The 18,293-nt window shown below is 64.6% G+C and carries 21 protein-coding genes; 9 read left to right on the top strand and 12 right to left on the bottom strand.

Translation table 11 applies throughout. From position 1 onward, the window contains the following. Nucleotides 1-3 precede the first annotated feature (3 nt). On the bottom strand, nucleotides 4-618 hold the full coding sequence (locus tag FJ973_RS03555; protein WP_140554964.1) for a LysE family translocator: 615 nt from the start codon (nucleotides 616-618) through the stop codon (nucleotides 4-6). Nucleotides 619-1,001: 383 nt separating this feature from the next. Between FJ973_RS03555 and FJ973_RS03550 the strand changes: the two genes are divergently transcribed. Beyond that, the gene (locus FJ973_RS03550; protein ID WP_140554863.1) at nucleotides 1,002-1,628 is read left to right on the top strand and encodes a DUF1062 domain-containing protein; all 627 of its coding nucleotides are present in this window, start codon (nucleotides 1,002-1,004) and stop codon (nucleotides 1,626-1,628) included. A gap of 55 nt (nucleotides 1,629-1,683) precedes the next feature. Here the strand turns inward: FJ973_RS03550 and typA are convergent, their stop codons facing one another. Next, nucleotides 1,684-3,513 (bottom strand): translational GTPase TypA, encoded by a 1,830-nt coding sequence (typA, locus tag FJ973_RS03545; protein WP_140492867.1) that lies wholly within the window; start codon nucleotides 3,511-3,513, stop codon nucleotides 1,684-1,686. Nucleotides 3,514-3,712: 199 nt separating this feature from the next. Here typA and FJ973_RS03540 point away from each other — a divergent pair, with 199 nt between their 5' ends. After that, the gene (locus tag FJ973_RS03540) at nucleotides 3,713-3,994 is read left to right on the top strand and encodes a hypothetical protein (protein WP_140554862.1); all 282 of its coding nucleotides are present in this window, start codon (nucleotides 3,713-3,715) and stop codon (nucleotides 3,992-3,994) included. Nucleotides 3,995-4,079: 85 nt separating this feature from the next. Here the strand turns inward: FJ973_RS03540 and FJ973_RS03535 are convergent, their stop codons facing one another. After that, nucleotides 4,080-5,363, bottom strand: a complete 1,284-nt coding sequence (locus tag FJ973_RS03535; protein ID WP_140880322.1) for an MFS transporter — start codon at nucleotides 5,361-5,363, stop codon at nucleotides 4,080-4,082. Between the two features lie 74 nt (nucleotides 5,364-5,437). On the opposite strand from FJ973_RS03535, the gene FJ973_RS03530 reads away from it, so the two are divergent. Together FJ973_RS03530 and FJ973_RS03525 are read left to right on the top strand one after the other, a co-directional pair. Continuing rightward, nucleotides 5,438-6,055: a TetR/AcrR family transcriptional regulator gene (locus FJ973_RS03530; RefSeq protein ID WP_140554861.1), complete on the top strand. Its 618-nt coding sequence runs from the start codon at nucleotides 5,438-5,440 to the stop codon at nucleotides 6,053-6,055. 44 nt (nucleotides 6,056-6,099) lie between these two features. Further along, nucleotides 6,100-6,693 carry a hypothetical protein gene (locus tag FJ973_RS03525; RefSeq protein ID WP_140554860.1) on the top strand — a complete coding sequence of 198 codons (594 nt, stop codon included), beginning with the start codon at nucleotides 6,100-6,102 and terminating at the stop codon, nucleotides 6,691-6,693. Nucleotides 6,694-6,807: 114 nt separating this feature from the next. Here FJ973_RS03525 and FJ973_RS03520 read toward each other — a convergent pair whose 3' ends face one another. Continuing rightward, nucleotides 6,808-6,975 (bottom strand): hypothetical protein, encoded by a 168-nt coding sequence (locus tag FJ973_RS03520; protein ID WP_140492852.1) that lies wholly within the window; start codon nucleotides 6,973-6,975, stop codon nucleotides 6,808-6,810. Nucleotides 6,976-7,284: 309 nt separating this feature from the next. Between FJ973_RS03520 and FJ973_RS03515 the strand changes: the two genes are divergently transcribed. Together FJ973_RS03515 and FJ973_RS03510 are read left to right on the top strand one after the other, a co-directional pair. Continuing rightward, nucleotides 7,285-8,202: an SMP-30/gluconolactonase/LRE family protein gene (locus FJ973_RS03515; RefSeq protein WP_140554859.1), complete on the top strand. Its 918-nt coding sequence runs from the start codon at nucleotides 7,285-7,287 to the stop codon at nucleotides 8,200-8,202. 23 nt (nucleotides 8,203-8,225) lie between these two features. Next, complete coding sequence (locus tag FJ973_RS03510; RefSeq protein WP_013892236.1) at nucleotides 8,226-8,432, top strand: 4-oxalocrotonate tautomerase family protein; 207 nt, start codon at nucleotides 8,226-8,228, stop codon at nucleotides 8,430-8,432. A gap of 3 nt (nucleotides 8,433-8,435) precedes the next feature. Here the strand turns inward: FJ973_RS03510 and FJ973_RS03505 are convergent, their stop codons facing one another. The 8 genes from FJ973_RS03505 to FJ973_RS03470 form a co-directional block, all read right to left on the bottom strand. Then, on the bottom strand, nucleotides 8,436-8,966 hold the full coding sequence (locus tag FJ973_RS03505) for an NADPH-dependent FMN reductase (RefSeq protein WP_140554858.1): 531 nt from the start codon (nucleotides 8,964-8,966) through the stop codon (nucleotides 8,436-8,438). A gap of 30 nt (nucleotides 8,967-8,996) precedes the next feature. Beyond that, nucleotides 8,997-9,617 (bottom strand): pyridoxamine 5'-phosphate oxidase family protein, encoded by a 621-nt coding sequence (locus tag FJ973_RS03500; protein ID WP_140518070.1) that lies wholly within the window; start codon nucleotides 9,615-9,617, stop codon nucleotides 8,997-8,999. Between the two features lie 23 nt (nucleotides 9,618-9,640). Next, a complete protein-coding gene (locus tag FJ973_RS03495) occupies nucleotides 9,641-10,315 on the bottom strand; it encodes a septation protein A (RefSeq protein WP_140492839.1) in 675 nt (224 codons plus the stop codon). 51 nt (nucleotides 10,316-10,366) lie between these two features. Next, nucleotides 10,367-12,202, bottom strand: a complete 1,836-nt coding sequence (gene ftsY / locus FJ973_RS03490) for a signal recognition particle-docking protein FtsY (RefSeq protein ID WP_140554857.1) — start codon at nucleotides 12,200-12,202, stop codon at nucleotides 10,367-10,369. Between the two features lie 12 nt (nucleotides 12,203-12,214). After that, nucleotides 12,215-13,540, bottom strand: a complete 1,326-nt coding sequence (mtaB, locus tag FJ973_RS03485; protein WP_140518072.1) for a tRNA (N(6)-L-threonylcarbamoyladenosine(37)-C(2))-methylthiotransferase MtaB — start codon at nucleotides 13,538-13,540, stop codon at nucleotides 12,215-12,217. Beyond that, nucleotides 13,540-14,424, bottom strand: coding sequence for a diaminopimelate epimerase (gene dapF, locus FJ973_RS03480; RefSeq protein ID WP_140518073.1), 885 nt, complete (start codon nucleotides 14,422-14,424; stop codon nucleotides 13,540-13,542). The genes mtaB and dapF overlap by 1 nt, the downstream gene beginning before the upstream one ends. Nucleotides 14,425-14,496: 72 nt before the next feature. Further along, nucleotides 14,497-14,658, bottom strand: a complete 162-nt coding sequence (locus tag FJ973_RS03475; RefSeq protein ID WP_140518074.1) for a DUF1328 family protein — start codon at nucleotides 14,656-14,658, stop codon at nucleotides 14,497-14,499. Between the two features lie 89 nt (nucleotides 14,659-14,747). After that, nucleotides 14,748-15,767 (bottom strand): MBL fold metallo-hydrolase, encoded by a 1,020-nt coding sequence (locus FJ973_RS03470; protein ID WP_140554856.1) that lies wholly within the window; start codon nucleotides 15,765-15,767, stop codon nucleotides 14,748-14,750. A gap of 129 nt (nucleotides 15,768-15,896) precedes the next feature. Here FJ973_RS03470 and FJ973_RS03465 point away from each other — a divergent pair, with 129 nt between their 5' ends. From FJ973_RS03465 to zapE, 3 genes are all read left to right on the top strand, one after another. Next, nucleotides 15,897-16,340, top strand: coding sequence for a hypothetical protein (locus FJ973_RS03465; RefSeq protein WP_140492821.1), 444 nt, complete (start codon nucleotides 15,897-15,899; stop codon nucleotides 16,338-16,340). A 136-nt stretch (nucleotides 16,341-16,476) separates the two neighbouring features. Beyond that, nucleotides 16,477-17,016 carry a protease inhibitor Inh/omp19 family protein gene (locus tag FJ973_RS03460; RefSeq protein ID WP_140492818.1) on the top strand — a complete coding sequence of 180 codons (540 nt, stop codon included), beginning with the start codon at nucleotides 16,477-16,479 and terminating at the stop codon, nucleotides 17,014-17,016. 27 nt (nucleotides 17,017-17,043) lie between these two features. Further along, on the top strand, nucleotides 17,044-18,243 hold the full coding sequence (gene zapE, locus FJ973_RS03455; RefSeq protein ID WP_140554855.1) for a cell division protein ZapE: 1,200 nt from the start codon (nucleotides 17,044-17,046) through the stop codon (nucleotides 18,241-18,243). The last annotated feature ends 50 nt before the right edge of the window (nucleotides 18,244-18,293 follow it).

The following is an 18,293-nucleotide window of genomic DNA, read 5'->3' as shown; positions in this document are numbered from 1 at the left end:
CGGTCACGAGCGCGCCGCGATCGCCGCGGCTGCACTGGCCATGGTGGTGGCGCTGACGCGGTTGGCAATTCTCATGGCGCGCTTGCTCTTCAGGAGCTTGCGCGCCTGGGCGGCGGCAAGCACCCAGGCAAGGTCGATGATAACAAGCACCACCGCCATGGTCGCCGTCAGCTCGATCCAGCCAACCACCGTCACCGAAGCAAGGTCGATGATGGTCGGCAGCAAGGCCAGGTAGAACATCATGATCTTGGGGTTGCCGAGCGTCACGGCCATGCCGGCGAAGAACAGTTTGCCGGGCGAATCCTCGCGCGGCATCTCGCCTTCTTTCGCTTCGACAGGCGCGGTCCACATCTTCCAGGCGAGGTAAGCGAGATAGGCGACGCCGACCCATTTGACGATGACGAAAGCGAAATGGAAAGTCTGCGCCACCACCGCCAGCCCGAACACGGCCAGCGACAGCCAGATGCCCTCGCCGATCCACATGGCGAGCAGGAATGGGAACACGTCGCGAAATCCCTTGGCGATGACGCGGGCGACGAGTGCCGCGATCGAAGGGCCCGGCGAACCGGCGGCCACGAAGAGCGCGGCGGCGAAGATCAGGAGCGAGGTGAGGTGCATGGCGAGGATCTCGGCTTGAAAACCTTCAATGCCAGACATTAGCGCAAGCGATCGAGCTTCGGTAGCATCAACATGCTTGCCGGCCCGGCATCACGCGGCTAGATAGATCGCCGCGAAACAATTTCGAGCTTCACTTTGCCTACGTAACCGCCGGTCTCGTCAACTCCCCCGACACAATGCATGGCGCCGCCACAACGGTGCCTTTTTCCATTTCATGTGTTCCTCTGGGCGGCGGTTCGAGACCGGTTTGGCACTGCTGAACCGCTGTCGCATGCGCCGCGACGCCTGATCCCAAGAACCGCAGCCTACCGCCACGCCGTGCCCGCCTGGGCATCTCGACATTGCCGACCTGATGAACTTCCCGACGGGAAGGGCTTATCGGCATGTCTTCCGCCTTGCGCATCCGCTGGACGATCGCGCCTCAAACCGCACCACGTCCCCTGATCACCTGCAATCGCTGCGGCGGCGTCAAAGCCTATCGCAGCAGCGGAAAGTTCCGCGTCAACGCCAACGGCAAGCGCATTGACGTCTGGCTGATCTATCGTTGTATCAACTGCGACAATTCCTGGAATTTCGGCATTTTCGAGCGCCGCAACCGCCGCGACATCGAGCCGGCGCTGCTGCGGGCGCTGGAGAGCAACGATGCAGCACTTGCCCGGCGCCATGCATTCGATGTGACCGCACTGCGCGGCCAGGTGGGGCGTGTCGAGGAGTTTCCCGACGTCGACGTGCACAAGACGGCGCTTGGCGGGACAAGCGAAGCTGCAAGCGTGCTGGAGCTCCGGCTCGGGCTCGAAATGCCGATATCGCTGCGACTCGATCGTTTGCTCGCCAACGAACTCGGCATCTCACGGTCGCGGCTTCAGGCCCTGGAAGAGAAACGCCTGTTGGTTGTCGATTGCGACGGGGCCAAGGCTTTGCGCAAGCCGGCACGCGACGGGACGACGGTCCGCGTCGATCTGGCCGGCGAACCCGACCGGCAGGCCATCATATCTGCCGCCAGGGGATGAACGGCAGAGGGGCGAAGCACCAGGTGCTCCGCCCCTCCCGATCAGAAAGCAGAAATTACGCGGCGCCGACGGCCTTGGACGATTTCTCGAAGCGCTTGCGCTCGTTGGGATCCAGATAAAGCTTGCGCAGGCGGATGGTCTTCGGTGTCACCTCGACCAGCTCGTCGTCCTGGATCCAGGCCAGCGCGCGCTCCAACGTCATGCGGATCGGCGGTGTCAGCTTGACCGCCTCGTCCTTGCCGGCGGCGCGGATGTTGGTCAGCTTCTTGCCCTTCAGCACGTTCACTTCCAGGTCGTTGTCGCGGGAGTGGATGCCGATGATCATGCCCTGATAGACCTTGACGCCCGGATCGATGACCATCGGGCCACGATCCTCCAGGTTCCACATGGCGTAGGCGACGGACTCGCCCTGCTCGTTGGAGATCAGCACGCCGTTGGTGCGGCCGGGCAGTTCGCCCTTATAGGGCTCATAGGCATGGAACAGCCGGTTCATCACGGCGGTGCCGCGCGTGTCGGTCAAGAGTTCCGACTGGTAGCCGATCAGGCCGCGCGTCGGCGCGTGGAAGACGAGGCGCTGGCGGTTGCCGCCGGAGGGGCGCAATTCGACCATCTCGGCCTTGCGCTCGGACATTTTCTGCACGACGACGCCGGCATGCTCCTCGTCGACGTCGATGACGACTTCCTCGACCGGCTCCAGCAATTCGCCGTTCTCGCCCTTCTGCATGACCACGCGCGGCCGCGACACGGCGATTTCAAAGCCCTCGCGGCGCATGGTCTCGATCAGCACGGCAAGCTGCAATTCGCCACGGCCCGACACGAAGAAGGAATCCTTGTCAGGCGATTCCTCGATCTTGAGCGCGACATTGCCCTCGGCTTCGCGCAGCAGGCGGTCGCGGATGACGCGGCTGGTCACCTTGTCGCCTTCCGTGCCGGCCAGCGGCGAATCGTTGACGAGGAAAGACATGGTCACGGTCGGCGGATCGATCGGCTGCGCGTGCAGCGGCTCGCTCACGCTCAGGTCGCAGAACGTGTCGGCGACGGTGCCTTTGGACAGGCCGGCAATGGCCACGATGTCGCCCGCCTGCGCTTCCTCGATCGGCTGGCGCTCGAGGCCGCGGAAGGCCAGTATCTTGGAAATGCGGCCGGTTTCGATCTGGGTGCCGTCATGATGCAGCACCTTGACCGCCTGGTTGGCCTTCAGCGTGCCGCTCTCGATGCGGCCGGTGATGATACGGCCGAGGAACGGATTGGCTTCCAGGATGGTGCCGATCATGCGGAACGGGCCGGGATGCACGGTCGGCGCGGGCACATGCTTGAGGACGAGGTCGAACAGCGGCGACAGGCCCTGGTCCTTGGGACCTTCCGGATTTTCCGAGACCCAGCCGTCGCGCCCCGAACCATAAAGGATCGGGAAGTCGAGCTGCTCGTCGGTGGCGTCGAGCGCGGCAAACAGGTCGAACACCTCGTTGACCACCTCGACATGGCGGGCGTCCGGCCGGTCGATCTTGTTGATGACGACGATGGGCTTCAAGCCGACCTTGAGCGCCTTGCCGACGACGAACTTGGTCTGCGGCATCGGGCCTTCGGCGGCGTCGACCAGCACGATCGCCGAATCCACCATCGACAGGATGCGCTCGACCTCACCGCCGAAATCGGCGTGGCCGGGGGTGTCGACGATGTTGACGCGGGTGCCCTTCCAGTCGACCGAGGTCGCCTTGGCCAGGATGGTGATGCCGCGTTCCTTTTCGAGGTCGTTGGAATCCATGGCGCGTTCGGCGACGCGCTGATTGTCGCGGAAGGCGCCGGATTGTTTCAGAAGCTGGTCGACAAGGGTGGTCTTTCCATGGTCGACGTGCGCGATGATCGCGATATTGCGGAGGTTCATGATCTGGTCTCGGGAGCGTTGCAGGCAGCAGGCCAAAAGGCGCCGCCTCTTTCGTGTTGCGCGGCTCATACAGGGTTTTTCGCATTTGCGAAAGAGGAAGCGCGACACCAAATAATCATCAAATCTTAAGCATCGCCATGTGAAATGGTTTTGTTAACCAAGGCGGGAACCTTTTGCGGGCCCGGGCAGTTCGAACACCATGACCAACGCAGTCGTCAAATTTCGGCCGATTCTTGCAACTGCGGCTCTCGCCGTGCTGCTGGCTGCCGGCGCCGCTCAATCCGCGGCGACGCTCAAGGAAGCGCGGCCCGCTCTGCCGAGCGATGTCCCGAGCGCCGAACAGGTCTTTGCGGATGCGCCCGATGGCGTCGATCCGGTGGTGACGGGGCCCGTCAGCGCGGCCTTCAAGCAAAGGCAGGAAAGCGCCAATTGCGATAGTGCGGTTTGGCCCAACGTCCCGTTGGTCTGCTATCCCGACTGATCGGCTGCGCGCCGTCGAACTGCCGATCTCCCCTTTATCGAAAAGATCGCCAATCTGACCGACGGCACACTCGTTCGAAGGCGCACTATGCCGCTTGCGGCTCCGGGTCGAACGCCGGCCGGCTGGTGTTGATCAGGAGCGAGATACAGGCGGCGGCAATCGCGGTCATGCCGGCGATCAGGAAGGCCAGTTCGTAATTGCCCTGCAGTTCGCGCATGGTGCCGCCGAAGAAGGCGGCGGTTGCCGCGCCCACCTGATGGCCCGCGACGATCCAGCCGAACACGATCGGGCCGCTGCGGTCGCCGAAGGCTTCATTGGCGAGCCGCAGCGTCGGCGGCACGGTGGCGATCCAGTCGAGACCGTAAAGCACGGCGAAGATGATCAGACTGGTCGCCGAAAAGCCGGAATAGGGCAGATAGATCAGCGAAAGGCCGCGGATCGCATAATAGACGCCGAGCAGCTTGCGCGGATCGAAACGGTCGGTGAGCCAGCCCGACAGCGTGGTGCCGATCAGGTCGAAAATGCCCATCATCGACAACAGGCCAGCCGCCTGCACCTCGTTGATGCCCATATCGCCGCAAAATGCGATGAGATGCGTGCCGACCAGCCCGTTGGTGGTGAAACCGCAGACGAAGAAGGTGGCGAACAGGTACCAGAAGACGCGCGTGCCGGCGGCGCGGCGCAGCGTCGTCAGCGTGTGGGTCAGGAAATTGCCTTGTGCCGCCGGCGGTACCGGCGGCACGTCGTCGGCTTCCGCGCCGTAGCGCACCATGCCGATCGATGCCGGGCGTTCCGGCACCAGCAGCAGCACCAGCGGCACCAGACAGGCCGTTGCGACGGAGATGGCGGTGACGACCGGCTTCCAGCCGCCTGACTGCGCCAGCGAGGCCAGCAGCGGCAGGAAGACCAGCAGACCGGTGGCGCTGGAGGCCGACATCAAGCCCATGACGAGGCCGCGGTTGGTCTTGAACCAGCGGTTGACGATCGTGGCACCGAGCACGGTGGCGACCGCGCCGGAGCCGACGCCGGAAAACACGCCCCAGGTGATCAGCAGATGCCATGGCTTGGTCATCAGCAGGCTGAGCGCGGTGGAGGCCGACATCACCACAAGCGCGGCAAGCAGTGTGCGCCGCAGCCCGATCCGCTCCATCAGCGCGGCGGCAAACGGCCCGGTCAGGCCGTAGAGGAAGATGCCAACCGCGGCAGCCAGCGACACCACGTCGCGCCGCCAGCCGAAACTTTCCTCCAGCGGCAGCATCATGACGGCTGGCGCGGAGCGCAGGCCGGCCGCGATCAGCAGGCAGAGAAAGATGACGGCGACCACGACGAAAGCGTAGCGCTGGCCAAATGGACGGGATTGAGCTAGCATGTTACTGACCGGTACGTTGCAGGATGGAAACATGTATACGTACCGATCGGTAACAGTGTCAACCGAGACCGCGAATGCCACCAGACAATAAAATTGAACCGTCCATCAGCAGCGCTCACGCGTCGGCTCCGCCAAAGGCGGCGGAAAAGATACTCGGCGTGGCGCGCGATCTGTTTTACCGGCGAGGCATCAGGGCGATCGGCGTCGACGAGATCGTCAGGCGCGCCGGAGTCACCAAGCCCAGCCTCTATCGCAGCTTTCCCTCCAAGGACGAATTGGCCGCCTCTTATCTGCGCCGATACGACCTCGAATTCTGGGAACGCTTCGACGAGGCGGTGAACGCCCATCCTGGCGATCCGCGCGCGCAAATCCGAGCCTTCCTGACCCGCGTCGGCAAGCGCACGCAGAAGCCTGACTATCGCGGCTGCGGCATGACCAATGCGGCCGTAGAATATCCCGAGCGCGGCCATCCGGCGCGCGTGGTGAGCGAGGACAACAAGCAGGAACTGCGCCGCCGCCTGCGCGCCATGGCCGCCGCAATGAATGCCGCCGACGCCGACACGCTGGGCGACGGTCTGCTGCTTCTGATCGAAGGCGCCTATATCAGCGGCCAGTTGTTCGGCGCCGGCGGCCCGGCGGCGTCGGTAGCCGTAAACGCCGATCTGCTGATCGAGGCGAGCTTGAAGAAATAGCATTTGGCGGTAGGCTGTTGCGACCCCCAACGGAGATGTCCGCGATGCGCAGCCTGGTTCTTCCGCTCGTTCTCGCCAGCGTCTGCCAGGCAGCGCATGCCGGCGAGATATCGAGCGCCTACACCGATCTCGACTGGAAGAACGACTGCGTCACCTATGCGCAGGCCGGGGACGGTGATGGCGACTGGGCCGACCTCGCCTGTTCGGGCTATCGTGGCTATCCGGTGCTGATCGCCTATGACGATGCGCGCGAATCGCTGTTTTATGGTTTCCCGCCCGGCGGCGACATGACATCGGTCTGGGAAAGTTTCTCCGGCTTCAATTCCTCAGGCGCCAGGATCGAGTGGCGCATCGAGACCGACGGCGACAAGGCGGTGCCGTTCGCGGTCATTCACCGCCGCTCGATCAGCAATCCGGAAGACGAGAAGAAACCCACCGACGTGCTGCTCGTCTCCAAGGTCGCGCAAATGGATGCGCGCGACGGCTGCACGGTCGCACTGGTGCTGGCTACAGGAAATCCTGCCGCCAACGATCAGGCGCGCAAGCTTGCCGACGAGAAAGCACGGTCCTTCGCCTGCGGCAAGGACCGGCGCACCGTCATCGGCGAGGTGCCGGCTTTCGGGCGCGTCGACAATTGAAGGACAAGCGTTCGCCGCTCGCCGACGTGTCAAATGCTTCTGTTTTCACGCGCCCTCGTCATCACCGTTGAGGACAGCAATGTCTCGGAGCGCGCTGGTCTGCTTGTTGTGGGCTCAGCCGTAGATCTGCTTATGGACCTGATAAAGCATTTCCGAGCGGTCGGCGCGCATGTCGGCCAGATCGCGGCTGGAGAAGCTGTCGATTTCAGCGACGAGGCGGTTGTAGTTCTTGCGCTTGGCGATGCTGCTGCGGGCGCGGGTCAAGAGGCTGTCGAGGATCATAGCGAGTTTCCTTCTGGGCCGCATTTGGCGGCCGGTTTCTTCCTCCCTTGATCGATACGGAGCATGACATAGGAATGGTGCATCGCAAAAAGAAGATGTTGCAATGCACCATTGCGCTGTGTGCATAGCCGGTTAATGGCGCCTGAACGCCACCCCCGGCGCCGGCGCATTGCCCTTCCCATGATGGGAATGCCTGTTCCTGTCGTTTTGTCTTACAAATTGCGGAAATGTCATCGCCGCCGACCTTGCCATATCGATCTCCTGCTGGCTTGATCGCCGCCGGATTGCCAACGTTACCGGGAGGAAAGAATGGCCGCCGCAGACTATGAAATTCTCGATCCGCGTTTTGCGCGGCTGTTCAACGGCAATGCGCAAGTGGACAAGCTCTTTACCGGCTGCCGATGGGCGGAAGGGCCGGCCTGGTTCCCCGCCGGCCGCTATGTCGTCTGGTCCGACATCCCGAACAACCGCATGATGCGTTACGACGAGACCGACGGCAGCGTCAGCGTGTTTCGGCAGCCATGCGGCAATTCCAACGGCAACACCGTCGACCGGCAGGGTCGGCTGGTGACCTGCGAGCATTCGGGGCGCCGCGTCAGCCGCACCGAGTTCGACGGTTCGGTCACCACCATTGCCGCCAAATGGAAGGGCAAGCGGCTGAATTCGCCCAATGACGTGGTGGTCAAGTCGGACGGCTCGATCTGGTTCACCGATCCAACCTACGGCATCGACACCGATTACGAGGGCGACAAGGCCGAGAGCGAGATCGGCGCCTGCCATGTCTACCGCGTCGATCCCGGCACGGCCGAGGTCGAGGCCGTCATCACCGACATGGTCAGGCCGAACGGGCTCGCTTTCTCGCTCGACGAGAGCAAGCTCTATGTCGTCGACACCGGCCGCACGCATGGCGCGCAGAACCCGGCGCATATGCGGGTATTCAATGTCGGCGAGGGCGGCAAGAAGGTCTCGGGTGAAAAAGTCTTCGCCGATTGCACCGCAGGCCTGTTCGACGGCTTCAGGCTCGACGATGCCGGGCGCATCTGGACCAGCGCCGCCGATGGCATCCATTGCTACGATCCGGACGGAACGCTGATCGGCAAGGTCAAGGTGCCCGAGGTGACGGCCAATTGCGTGTTCGGCGGCGCCAAGCTGAACTGTCTCTACATCGCCGGCACCACCTCGCTCTACATGGTCCGGCTGATGGTGAACGGCGCCAAGACCTACTGAGCTGAATTAAAGGGGAGGACGTCATGCCATTCGTCAACATCCGCATCGTCAAGGAAGTGATCGCCGCCGATCCGGCCGGCAAGAAAGCCGATATCGCCAAAAAAGTCACAGCGGCGATCATGGACGCCACCGGGCTCGGCAATGACGATGTCTGGGTGGTCTTCGAGGAGGTCAACGCCCGCGACTGGTACGTCGGCAAGACCGATGTCGAGACGCTGAGAAAAGGGTAGGCGCTAACGCGCGCGAATGAAATCCGCGAAAGCGGACAACGCATCGCGCATTGCCAACGCGTTCGCCTGCTCCCCCAGGACGGCCTCCACCTCAGCTGGCTTCTTGCCGAGCAGCCCGATCTCCAGCCCGCCGTCATAAAGCGCGAAGGACATGGTGCGCATGATCTCCGCCAATGCGGCGCGGGCATAGAGCGAGCGCGGCGAGGCGTGCACCAGCATGGCCGGCTTGTCGACGGCGGCATCGCGCGAGACCAGCCAGTCGAGCGCATTCTTCAGGCCGCCCGGCACGCCATGCGCATATTCCGGGCATGAGATGATGACGCCGTCGGCGGCGGTGACGGCATCGATCAGCCTGGACGCTTCGGACGGCGTCCGCTCACCCTCGTCGTCGGGGTTGAAGATCGGCAGCAGGCCGAGTCCTTCATGGATGGCGACGCGGCAGCCCTCTGGCGCGTTCCACGCCAGTGCCGCGACCAGGGCCGAATTGGTGGAGGCCGCCCGCAGGCTGCCGGAAATGGCAAGGAGGTTCAGCAAGGCGACGCTCGGACGAATCTTCCGCGCAGGCTACCACATCGTCTGCTTGTATTCGTCGTCCAGCCAGCGGTCGGTCGCCTCGGCCGAATCGGCGAGCGCCAGCTGGTCGCGCAGGATCTGGCCGAGCGTCGGCAGCGTGGCGCGATCGTGCCAGCTCTCCGGCTTCCAAAGCTCGGAGCGCATGAAGGCCTTGGCGCAATGCATGTAGGCGGCCTTGACGGCGACCACGACGACGCTCTGCGGCTCCTTGCCGTCGACGGCCAGCCGTTCGCGCAAACCCGCGTCGACGGTGATGCGGGCGTCGCCGTTGACGCGCAGCGTCTCGTTCATGCCGGGAATGAGGAACAGCAGCCCGACCGACGGGTTGAGCAGGATGTTCTCCAGCGTATCCAGCCGGTTGTTGCCGGGCCGGTCGGGGATGGCGATGGTCCTGTCGTCAAGCACGGCGGCGAATCCTGGCTTGTCGCCTTTGGGCGTCACATCGGCATTGCCTTCGCCGTCGGAGGAGCCGATCAGCACGAAGGGGCTCTTGCCGATGAAGGAGCGGCAATGGCCGTCCAGCGCCTTCAATTCTTTGCGGATCGAACCATCCGTCGGACGCGGCGTCTTGTAGATCGTCCGCAGCTCTTCGCGCGTGGTGACGAATTCCATGGCACTCCCCCAATTTGCAGGCCTTACTTGCCGGCCTTCTCTTCGCCGCCGGTCTTGTCGTCCAGCGAATGGCGCAGGATCAGCGGCATCTGGCTGAAGGTGAACAGAAGCGTGATCGGCATGATGCCCCAGACCTTGAAGGTAACCCAGGCATCGGTCGAAAAATTCCGCCACACCACCTCGTTGACGAGGGCCAGGAACAGGAAGAACAGACCCCAGCGGAAGGTGAGTTTTCTCCAGCCCTCGGCATCAAGCCTGAAGGCGGAATCGAAGACGTAGCCAAGCAGCGATCTGCCGAAGAACAACCCTCCGAGCAGCACGCCGCCGAACAGCGTGTTGACGATGGTCGGCTTCATCTTGATGAAGATGTCGTCCTGCAGGTAGAGCGTCAACGCGCCGAAGATGAAGACGACGACGCCCGACACCATCGGCATGATCGGCAGGGTGCGGGTGAGTAGCCACGACGCGACCAGCGCGATCGCGGTGGCGGCCATGAACAGGCCGGTGGCGACGAAGATCGGGCCGCCGAATTCAGCCAGCGCCGGGAATTTCTGCGTCAGCCATTCGCCGCGCGCATTGGCGAAAAAGAACACCAGCAGCGGCCCTAGCTCGAGAACGAGCTTGAGCAGCGGGTTGACGCCTTCCTTCTTCTCTTTCTGCGGGTCGGACGGATCGCGTTCGAGAATGGGTGGGTTCATATCTTCCTTCTTACGCACGATCCGGTTGAAGCAACTTCCGGGATCATGCCGTTAGGCAACGCCAGCGATCGCCCTGGCGAATTCGCTTGCCGAGAACGGTTCGAGGTCGTCGACCTGTTCGCCGACGCCGATGAAATAGACCGGCAATCTGTGTTTTGCCGCGATCGCCACCAGAATACCGCCACGCGCCGTCCCGTCCAGCTTGGTCATCACCAGGCCGTTGACGCCGGCGATGTTGCGGAAGATCTCCACCTGGTTGAGCGCGTTCTGGCCGGTGGTGGCGTCGACCGTCTGCAGCACGGTGTGCGGCGCTTCCGGATCGAGCTTGCCCAGCACGCGCACGATCTTCTCGAGTTCCGCCATCAGCTCGGCCTTGTTCTGCAGGCGGCCGGCGGTATCGATGATCAGCACGTCGGAGCCTGCTTCCTTCGCTTTCTCGAAAGCATCGTAGGCGAGGCCGGCGGCATCGGCGCCGAGCTTGGAGGCGATGACCGGCGATTTCGTCCGCTCGCCCCAGATCTTGAGCTGCTCGATGGCGGCGGCGCGGAACGTGTCGCCGGCGGCGAGCATCACCGACAGGCCGCCATCGGTCAGTTTGGCCGCCAGCTTGCCGATGGTCGTGGTCTTGCCGGTACCGTTGACGCCGACCACCAGGATGACATGCGGCTTGTGGCTGAGATCGAGTTCCAGCGGCAGGGCGACGGGGGTCAGCACCTTCTCGACCTCCTGCGCCATCACGGTGCGGACCTCGGCGTCGGAGACATCCTTGCCGTAGCGGCTGGCGGCTAGCGAATCGGTGACGCGCAAGGCCGTCTCCAGCCCGAGATCGGCGCGGATCAGCACGTCCTCCAGATCCTGCAGCGTGTCGTCGTCGAGCTTGCGCTTGGTGAAGACGCCGGCAATGTTGCCCGACAATTCGCGCGAGGAGCGGGCAAGCCCGTCCCGCATGCGCTGGAACCAGGAGCGCCGCGGCGCCGGCGCCGGCGCCTTCTGCGGCTCGGCCTTCTGCTCCACTTTTTTGGCGACCGTCACCTTGACGGGAGCGGGCGTGGGCTTCGGCGGCGCGGGAACTGCCTCAGGTTCCGGTGCGATTTCGGCGCGTACAGGCCGCGGCTCGATCGGCGCAGGCTGGCGAATTGGCGGCGAGATTTCGGCGGCGGTTTCGGCACTGGGGGCCAGGTTCTCGACAGGTCGGCGCTGCCCCTCACCTTTGCCCTCTCCCCGTGAAGGACGGAGAGAGGGAGGCGTTGGCGATGGAACTTCTTCCTTCTCCCCGTCACTATAGGGGGAGAAGGTGCCGGCAGGCGGATGAGGGGCGGCGCCGGCCTGTGAAGGCTGCGCCGAAGACGGTGTCGCAGGAATCTCGATTGGCGCCGGCGTCTCGACCGGAACTTCGGCGGGCGTCGGCACTTCGGCGGGTGCCGGTTCCGGCAGCTGCTCCGGGCGCGACGGGACAATTTCCGGCTCGGCGGGCGCTGGTTGCGGTACCTCCTGCGGCCGCGGTTCGGGCGCAGGCTCCGGAATGGCCGGGGGTGTCGGAATTTTCTCAGGGGCCGGCGGCTCCGGGCGCTCTGGCGCCGGTGCCGGTTCCTCCTCCGGCCGCGGCTCCGGCAGGGGTTCCGGCTCGGGCGGAACGATCGGCTCCGGCACCGGCGGAATGGCCGGGGCAGGCTCGGGTGTCGGCTCCTCGGGCGGCGCGGGCTCGACGGGAGGCTGAGCCTGGCTCTCCTCCCGCTTCAGGAATTCCGGAACGGCCTGCTCGGCCGCCGGCTTCAGCGTGTCGAGCTGATCCCATTTGATCGGCGGCAGCGGGGCGGTCTCGTCGACGCGCTCCTCGACGACCTCCTTCTTGCCGAACGAAAATATCTTCTTGAAGAACCCGGCCATCTCTTGCGTTTCTCAGGCGGCGCGGGCGGCAAGCGGAACCGCGATCAGCCGGGCGCCGTCATGGCCGGTGACTGTTGCTTCGACGATCTCGCCCGGCGCGCCGGTGGCGAGCGCGGCGAGCGTGAACCCTTCGGTGCGGCCGAGCCCGTCGCGCTCGATCAGGATCGACTGACGCGTTCCGGAGAGCGACGACAGATGGCGGCGATATGCCGTCTCGCCGGCGTCGCGCAGGCGGGCTGCCCGCTGCTTGATCACTTCGCGGCGGACCTGCGGCATGCGCGCGGCGGGCGTGCCTTCGCGCGGCGAAAACGGAAAGACGTGCAGGTGGGTCAGCCCGCATTCCTCGACGATCTTTGCCGAATTTTCGAACATCGCCTCCGTCTCGGTCGGGAAGCCGGCGATGATGTCGGCGCCGAAGACGACGTCGGGGCGCAGCTTGCGCACGTCTTCGCAGAAGCGGATCGACTGATCGCGCAGATGCCGACGCTTCATGCGCTTCAAAATCATGTCGTCGCCCGATTGCAGCGACAGATGCAGATGCGGCATCAGCCGCGGCTCGGTGGCGATGGCGTCGAGCAAATCGTCGTCGGCCTCGATGGAATCGATGGAGGAGAGGCGCAGGCGCTTCACGTCCGGCACCTGGCGCAGGATCGTCTTCACCAGCCTGCCGAGTTTCGGCGCACCCGGCAGGTCGGCGCCGAAACTGGTCATGTCGACGCCGGTCAGCACGATCTCGGCATAGCCGTTGCCGGTGAGCCGCTTGACCTGTTCGACCACGGCGCCCATCGGCACCGAGCGTGAATTGCCGCGGCCATAGGGGATGATGCAGAAGGTGCAGCGGTGGTCGCAGCCATTCTGCACCTGCACGAAGGCGCGTGCCCTGCCCTCGATGGCATCGACCATATGGCCGGCGGTCTCGCGTACGGAGAAGATGTCGTTGACGCGCGCCTTCTCGCTGTCGTTGACGCCGAAATCCGGCAGCGCGCGATAGGAATTGGCCTTCAGCTTCTCCTCATTGCCAAGGACGAGATCGACCTCGTCCATGGCCGCGAAATTCTGCGGCTCGGTCTGCGCCGCGCAGCCGGTGACGATGATGCGAGCTTCGGGGTTGTCGCGGCGCGCCTTGCGGATCGCCTGTTTGGCCTGGCGGACCGCTTCGCCGGTGACGGCGCAGGTGTTGAAGATGACGGCGCCCCCAGCCAGCCCACCGAGGCCCGCAGTTTCGGCCTCGCGCCGCATCACCTCGGATTCATAAGTGTTCAGCCGGCAGCCGAAGGTCACCAGTTCGATGCGATTGGGGCCCTTCCCCACATCGCCATCCTTGAAAGGAGCGGGCATCAGGCCGCGCTTTCGGTGTCGCGCGCCCAGGCGCCGCTCGAGGGATCGAAGCTGCCGGAAAACTCCCATTCGGCCGCACCGGTCAGGATGACATGGTCGTTTTCAAGCCATTCGACGTGCAGCGAGCCGCCGCCGGGGGTCAGTAGATTGACGCTGCGCCCGGTGCGCCGGGTGCGGGCCGCAGCCACGACGGCGGCGCAGGATGCCGTGCCGCAAGCCTTGGTCAGGCCGGCGCCGCGTTCCCAGGTGCGGATGATCATGCTGTCGGGCGAGGTCACCTGCGCGATGGTGATGTTGGCGCGCTCGGGGAAGATCGGATGGTTTTCGAGCAGCGGTCCGAAGCGGTCGAGTTCGTAGGACCAGACGTCGCGGTCGACCCAGAAGATGGCATGCGGATTGCCCATGGAGACGACCGAGGGCGAATGCAGCACCGGGGCGTCGATCGGCCCGACCTGCAATTCGATCATGCGGGTATCGCGAAACTCCTCAGCGAGCGGAATGTCCCGCCAGCCGAAGCGCGGCGTGCCCATGTCGACCGAGATCGAGCCGTCGGCATGTTCCTGCGCGTTGAGGATTCCGGCGACGGTCTCGAAGGTGAATGTCTTTTGTCCGGTCTCGGCCGCCAGCGCCTGGACGACGCAGCGCATGCCGTTGCCGCAGGCCTGCGCGCCCGAGCCGTCCGAATTCAATATGTCGATGAAATAGGCCGTACCCGGCGTCCGCGCCTCATGGATCGCCATGATCTGGTCGAACCGCGTCGAGGCATCGGCGTTGAGCGCGATCGCAGCTGTCGGCGTCACCCGGTCGGCACGGCCGCGCATGTCGGCAACGATGATCTCGTTGCCGATGCCGTTCATCTTGGCGAAAGGGGCGGTGCCTGCCATTTCTTCCGGTCATTCCGTACTGTTTGCCGCTATATGGCGGAAAAGGGCGGGAATTACCAGTGCATCGCGCCTTCAGGTGACGGCGAAGACGCCGAGCACGATCAGCAGGAATATGATCAGCACGATACCGATCAGGATGCGCGCGCCGGTGGCGGCCGCACCTGCTAATGCCGGCATGCCGAGCAGGCTCGCAGCGGCGGCGATAATCAGGAGAATGATGATCCATTTAAGCATGGAAATGCCTCGCAAAGCGATAGAAATCGAAGCCCCTTCAACAAACGCGCCGGTGGCGCTCGGGTTCCGCCGGCCGCGGCCGGCCCCGGTCAAAGCGCCGCTTCCTGCGGCACGTCCCAGACCTCACCTGGCCGCAAGGCGCGAAAACGTTCGCGCGGCAGGCCCTCGGCCTCCAGCGCCTCGTCGAGCTTGCGTGCCGGCTCGTCGATCGGTTCGTCGGTGAGCTGGAACGTGCCCCAATGGCAGCCGGCCGCATAGGCGGCGTTGCACAATGTCATGCCTTGCACCGCCTCCTCCGGGTTTTGATGCTGCGAGGCCATGAACCAGCGCGGCTCATAGGCGCCGATCGGCAGGATGGCGAAGCGGAAGCCGCCGTGCTTGTGAGCCATGAGCCGGTAGTTGATGCCGTCATGGAAGCCGGTATCGCCCGCGAAATAGATCCGGCCGGCCGGCGTCTCGATGACGAAGCCGGCCCATAGCGCCATGCGCCGGTCGCGTGTGCCGCGCGCCGACCAGTGATGCGCCGGCTCGACATGGACGGCCACGCCATCGCCGATGTCGACCCTGTCGCCCCAGTCATGCGCCGAGAGCCGCATGCCGGGAACCGCCCCGCCAATCAGGATGTCATTGCCGAACGGGGTCACCACCAGCGGGTCGTGCCTGGCCTTGAGCTGCTTCAGCGTCGCGATGTCGAGATGGTCGTAGTGATTGTGGCTGACCAGCACGAGATCGATCGGCGGCAGGTCGGCCAGGGCGATGCCCGGCGCGTTGACGCGTTTCGGCCCGACGAAGGAGAACGGCGAGGCCCGCAGCGACCATACCGGATCGGTGAGGATGTTCAGGCCCGCGGTCTGGACCAGCAGCGTGGAATGACCGACCATGGTCACGGTCAGGCCGGCGCCCTCGACACGTGCAGGCGGCTTTGCCTGCGGAAAGGGGCTCGGATTGGTGGCCGGCCATTTCGAGCGTTGGCCATTGAACTGCCATTTCAGCAGATCGGCGAAACGCGCCGGCGGCTGGCCGCCGGGATTGAAGAACAAGGTTCCGTCGAAATGATCGCTGGGCGGGCCGTTATAGTAGCGATTGGCGGCTTTCGGTCTCGCAGCCAATTTGCGGCTCCAGCGAATTTCGTCTTGATAGACATAGCCCTTGTGCCGGCTGGCGCAAGCGTTTGCCGGCCGAATGCCAACGGCCCGGGCGGCCGGCTTGAGTAGGATCGGATTGGGGAGGACGATGCCATGGCGATGAAGCGGACCAGGACACCATGGATGAAGGCCGGGGATTTCGGCCGCTCGCTGGCGCGCGGCATCGGCGTCAACCTGCTGGTGAGCGACATGGCGGCCATGGAAGCCTTCTGCCGCGACGTGCTCGGCGCCGATATCATCTATGCCGACGAGGATTTCGCGGCGATCGAGCTGCTGGGCTCGGTGTTCATGCTGCACGCCGACCATTCCTATCTCGACAATGCCATGACAGGGACGATCGCCGGCGCCGAGACACGCGGCGCCGGCATCGAACTGCGCCTTTACGGCGCCAATCCGGATGCGGTCGAGGCCGCCGCGCGCGATCACGGCCACATCGTGCTGGCCGGAGCGATCGACAAGCCGCACGGCCTGCGCGAGAGCTATGTCGTCGGACCGGACGGCTATATATTCGTGCCGAGCGCTCCGCTGGCCGGATGATAGCGACAAATTTGCAACAATTCTTGGCGCAAACCCTATTTTAACCATATCGGGTTGAAATTTCGCCACCTTCTCCATCTTGGTGGAGGGCGACATTGTGCGGACGGCAGCCCCGCCGGATCCGACGGAGGTTGAAATGACTTTTTCGAAAACAGCCCTGGTGGCCGTATCGCTGGCGGCGCTCGTTGCGAGCGGCTGCTCAACCTCACGGTTCTCCTCGATGGACGACCAGCAGCCGGCGCCGCTGCAGCCAGCACCGTCCGGGCAAGTGACGGCCAACCAGTTGCCGCCTCCGGCCTCTCCCGGCACCACGGATCCGTCGCAATTCCCGACCGCGCCGCAGAACAGCCAGGTCGCCTCCTTGCCGCCGGACGGTTCGGCGCCGGCGGGTGCGCCGGACCTGACCGCGGCCAGTGTCGCCGGCGTATGGAACGCCAGCGTTTCCGGTCAGAGCTGCAAGGTGGCGACGCCGCAGACCAAATTCGGCGCCGGTTTCCGCGCCGGACCGCTGCATTGCCCGGCGCCGATCGACGGCATCAAGTCATGGAACGTCGCCGGCAAGCAGTTGACGCTTTACGATGAGAATGGCGGCACGCTGGCACGGCTCTATTCCTCGGGCGGCTCGAAATTCGACGGCCAGACTTCCAATGGCCTGCCGATCTCGCTTACAAGGTAGCCAAGCCCCTCGACAACGACGTGACCTATGCATCTGCGTGACGGCCTCCAGACCCATGTGACCGTCAGGCAGCGTTACGACCATCTGGTCGACACCGGTGCCATCGAGCGCGATCCGGCGCAGGAGCGGATCGTCACCGCTCTCGACCGGCTGGTATCAGAGATTTCGGTGAAGCGGCTGGCGCACAAATCGAGCGCGCTTGGCTGGCTCTTCGCCCGAAGGCGCGAGACGCACGAGGCGGTCAAGGGCCTCTACATCCATGGCGGCGTCGGCCGCGGCAAGACCATGTTGATGGACTTGTTCTTCGAGCTGCTGCCGGTGCGGCGCAAGCGCCGCGTGCATTTCAACGACTTCATGGCCGAGGTGCAGGACCGCATCCAGAAGCACCGGCAGGAGCGCAAGGACGGCACGGTGAGGGAAGACGATCCGATTCCGCCGGTGGCGCGGGCGCTTGCCGAACAGGCCTGGGTACTGTGTTTCGACGAGTTCTCGGTCACCGACATCGCCGATGCGATGATCCTGTCCCGGCTGTTTTCGGCGCTGTTCGCCAGCGGCGTGGTGCTGGTGGCGACGTCGAACGTAGCGCCGGAGAACCTCTATCGCGACGGGCTGAACCGTCAGCTTTTCCTGCCCTTCATCGGCATATTGGAACGGCATGCGCAGGTGCTCTCGCTCGATGCCGACAAGGACTATCGGCTGGAGAAGCTTGCCCGTACGCCAGTCTATGTGACGCCCGCCGATGCGGCGGCCGATGAGGCGCTGGACGCGGCTTGGCAAACGATGACGCGCGGCGCGCCGACGGCCGAGGCGTCGCTTGCCGTCAAGGGCCGGCAGCTGGCCGTTCCGCGCGCCGCCGGCGACGCGGCGCGTTTTTCCTTCGCCGATCTGTGCGAGAAGCCGCTCGGCGCGCGCGACTATTTGGCCCTTGCCGACCGCTTCTCGACCATCTTTGTCGACCGCATTCCGGTGCTGGGTGAAGGCCGGCGCAACGAGGCCAAGCGCTTCATCCTGCTGGTCGACACGCTCTACGACCATCACGTCAGGCTGGTGGTAAGCGCGGAAGCGCCGCCGCAGCAACTCTATGTGGCCAAGCGCGGCGTCGAGGTGTTCGAGTTCGAACGCACGGCTTCGCGGCTGATCGAGATGCAGAGCCGCGACTGGCTGGAGGATTGGGCGGAGCGGCGGAAGGCGAAGGCGACGCCGACCGAAGCGCAGGCGCAAGCCTAGAACCAGCCGACGGGGGGCCTTCAAAGGCTGATCCGTACGGCTCCTGCTAT

It is taken from the genome of Mesorhizobium sp. B2-1-3 (assembly GCF_006442495.1).
Classification (GTDB): domain Bacteria; phylum Pseudomonadota; class Alphaproteobacteria; order Rhizobiales; family Rhizobiaceae; genus Mesorhizobium.
The sequence above is the reverse complement of the archived record's forward strand: the minus strand, read 5'-3'. Positions and strand labels throughout refer to the sequence as shown.